Source organism: Stenotrophomonas sp. NPDC077420, assembly GCF_044543385.1.
In the GTDB taxonomy this organism is placed as follows: Bacteria; Pseudomonadota; Gammaproteobacteria; order Xanthomonadales; family Xanthomonadaceae; genus Stenotrophomonas.
Genome location: NZ_JBITVZ010000040.1, coordinates 1 through 2,597 on the forward strand (window position 1 = coordinate 1; position 2,597 = coordinate 2,597).

Below are 2,597 nucleotides of genomic sequence, written 5' to 3' on the forward strand. Positions count from 1 at the left end.
CGGACAAGCCGACAGCACCGACAGCTCGGCCGCCGACAACACCACCGCCTGCCGCACCTCGCCCCAGCCCTGCGACGCAGTCGACCGCGCCGCAGCCACCCGCACCTGCGCCCACTGCAATGCACGCTGGCGCGACCAGTGCGCCAGTCCTTCGTCGCCCTCGCCCGGCTCCAGCAGGCCCTCCAACCAACGCGCGACGTCCACATATTGCAGGGGCTCATCGGCGCGGGCATCGGCCAGCAGGGCCTGCGCCAGCGCCGCCACCCCATGGCCATCCAGACACAGCGCCGATGCGCTCACCACCAGCACCGCCTGATCCTCGGCCAGCTGCAGCCACATGACCTGGACCCGCGCGCCGTCATCGCCCTGCCCGGCATCGCGCTCCTGCGCATACAGCGCTTCCAGCCGCATGGCCCAGTCGGCATGGGCGCGCCAGTCCGCATCGATCCATGCAGGGCGAGCGGTGTCGCCCACGACCTGCAACGGCTCGCGCAGCCCGGTCGGACGCACGAAACGGGTGCGCAGGATCTCATGCGCATCGGTCAACCGCGACAGCGCATCCCGTGCACGGACGCGCGCTTCCGTCGCCGATCCGGTGACCAGCAGCGCGCACTGGCTGACGCAGCCACGTGCTGCATCCCAGCGCCAGCTGCGCGCCTGCTGGGGCGATAGCGTGAAACCACTCGACGACGTTCCGTTATCCATGCTGTCCTGCTCCGTATGCCTTCAGCCAGGCGCGCGTCAGTCTCATGCGTCGCTGCCTGCATCGGCGGTGTGCGACAAGGCCCTGAGCTTGCCGAACTTGTTGTTCCTGCGCGACAGGCGCTCTGCCTCATTTGCCGCCCGCATCTGCGCATCGTGCAGCTCCAGCTGACTCACCCGACCAGCCAGATGCAGTGACCACTGGCCGAGCAGGTGATTGAACTGCATGGACAAGGTACGCACCGCCTCGGGCGACACGACGCTGCGGTCATGGATCCACGTGGTCTCAAGCCTCCCGTCCACTTGGCGGGCGTAGAGCGTCAGGTCGAACTTGCTGGGCACGTTATCCTTGTCGATCCAGGTCGACACCGATGTTCCACTCAGGCACAGCGGCTGGTCGGGGAAGTCCTGTAGCACCAGCAGTATCTGGAAGAACGGCGAGCGGGATGCATCCCGTGCGCTGGCCAGTTCGCCAACCAGCGTGGAGTACGGCACGTCCTGGTGGTCCAGCGCATCAATGACGCTTGTCCGCGTGGCGGCCAGGAACCCGTCCACGCTGGGGTCGCCCGACAGGTCGCCACGCAGCACCAGCTGGTTGACGAAGAATCCGATCATGGATTCGAAGGCTTCACGACTGCGCCCGGCAACCGACGTCCCCACGGACACGTCCTTGCTGCCACTGTGCCGTGCAATGAGCACCTGCAACGATGCGACCAGCAGCATGAACAGGGTCATTCCGCGCTCGCGTGCAAGCGTCTGCAGTGCCTGGAGAACCGGCGCGGCGACCTGGGAGGAGTACGCACCCGATTGCCCGGGCTGTGCCCCGTCTGCCGGTGCCGGGAAGTCCAAGCGGGCAGGCACCAGCCCGGCCAGGCGGTTGCGCCAGTACGCAAGCTGCGACGCAAGGTGCCCTTCGCCGAGCAGGCGACGTTGCCATTCGGCGTAGTCGGCATACTGCAACGTGGGTACGTCCACAGCCACCGGCCGGGCGGCGACCCGCGCGGCGTAGTGCGCCGACACCTCGCGCTGCAGTACCCCCAGCGACCAGCCATCGCTGGCGACATGGTGGACCGTGAAAAGCAGAACGTGCCGCTCGGACCCCAGCTTCAGCAACGACACCGCAAACGGCGGGGCACCTGCAAGGTCGAACACGAGCTCGCTCTCGGCGCGGATCCGCGACAGCAGGGCCGGGCAGGCATCGAGTCGCAGCTCCGCCGCATCCAGCGCCTGCAGGTCTTCGACCGCAACCGGCGGCGCCGATGCGGCCGGCAGCACCCGCTGCCAGACCGTGCCATCGCGCTGCTGATAGACGGTACGCAGCACGTCGTGCCGGGCGATGGTTGTGGCGAAGGCGGAAGCAAGTGCTGCGACATCCAGAGGACCACGCAGGTCCCACACATGGGGTGAGTTGTAGGTGTGGGTCGCCCCTTCCAGTGCCTGGGTGATCCACAGGCGCTCCTGGCCCGGTGAGGCCAGCCGCCATTCCGCCCCCGCTGGTGCCTGCCCCGGCACGGGCAGTACTGTCGGATCCGTGCCGGTAAGGCGCAGGTGTGCCGCCATGCCAGCCACCGTCGGAGCCTCGAAGAAGGCGCTCAGGGCCACGGTTGCGCCGGTCGCGCGGCGCGCACCGGTCAATACGCGGGTGACCAGAAGCGAGTTGCCGCCCAAGGCGAAGAAGTCATCGTCAACGCCGACCTGCGGCACCCCCAGCACCTGCTGCCAGACCTCCACCAGCTGCGTTTCCAGCGCGTTCGATGGAGCCCGGTAGGAAAGGCCAGGTGCGACCTGCGCGGCGATGGTCGGCAAAGCGCTGCGGTCGACCTTGCCGTTGCGGTTCAGCGGCAGCGCCTTCAGTATCTGCCAGGCGCTGGGCAGCATGTAGTCGGGCAGCTTCG

The 2,597-nt window shown here is 68.0% G+C and carries 2 protein-coding genes; both read right to left on the reverse strand.

What is annotated here, in order from left to right; translation table 11 throughout:
- Positions 1-705, reverse strand: a 705-nt coding sequence (locus ACIGII_RS19475) for a condensation domain-containing protein (RefSeq protein ID WP_399641345.1), incomplete at its 3' end; no start/stop codon positions are given.
- A 42-nt stretch (positions 706-747) separates the two neighbouring features.
- The coding region (locus ACIGII_RS19480) for a condensation domain-containing protein (RefSeq protein ID WP_399641342.1) at positions 748-2,597 on the reverse strand (1,850 nt) is incomplete at its 5' end.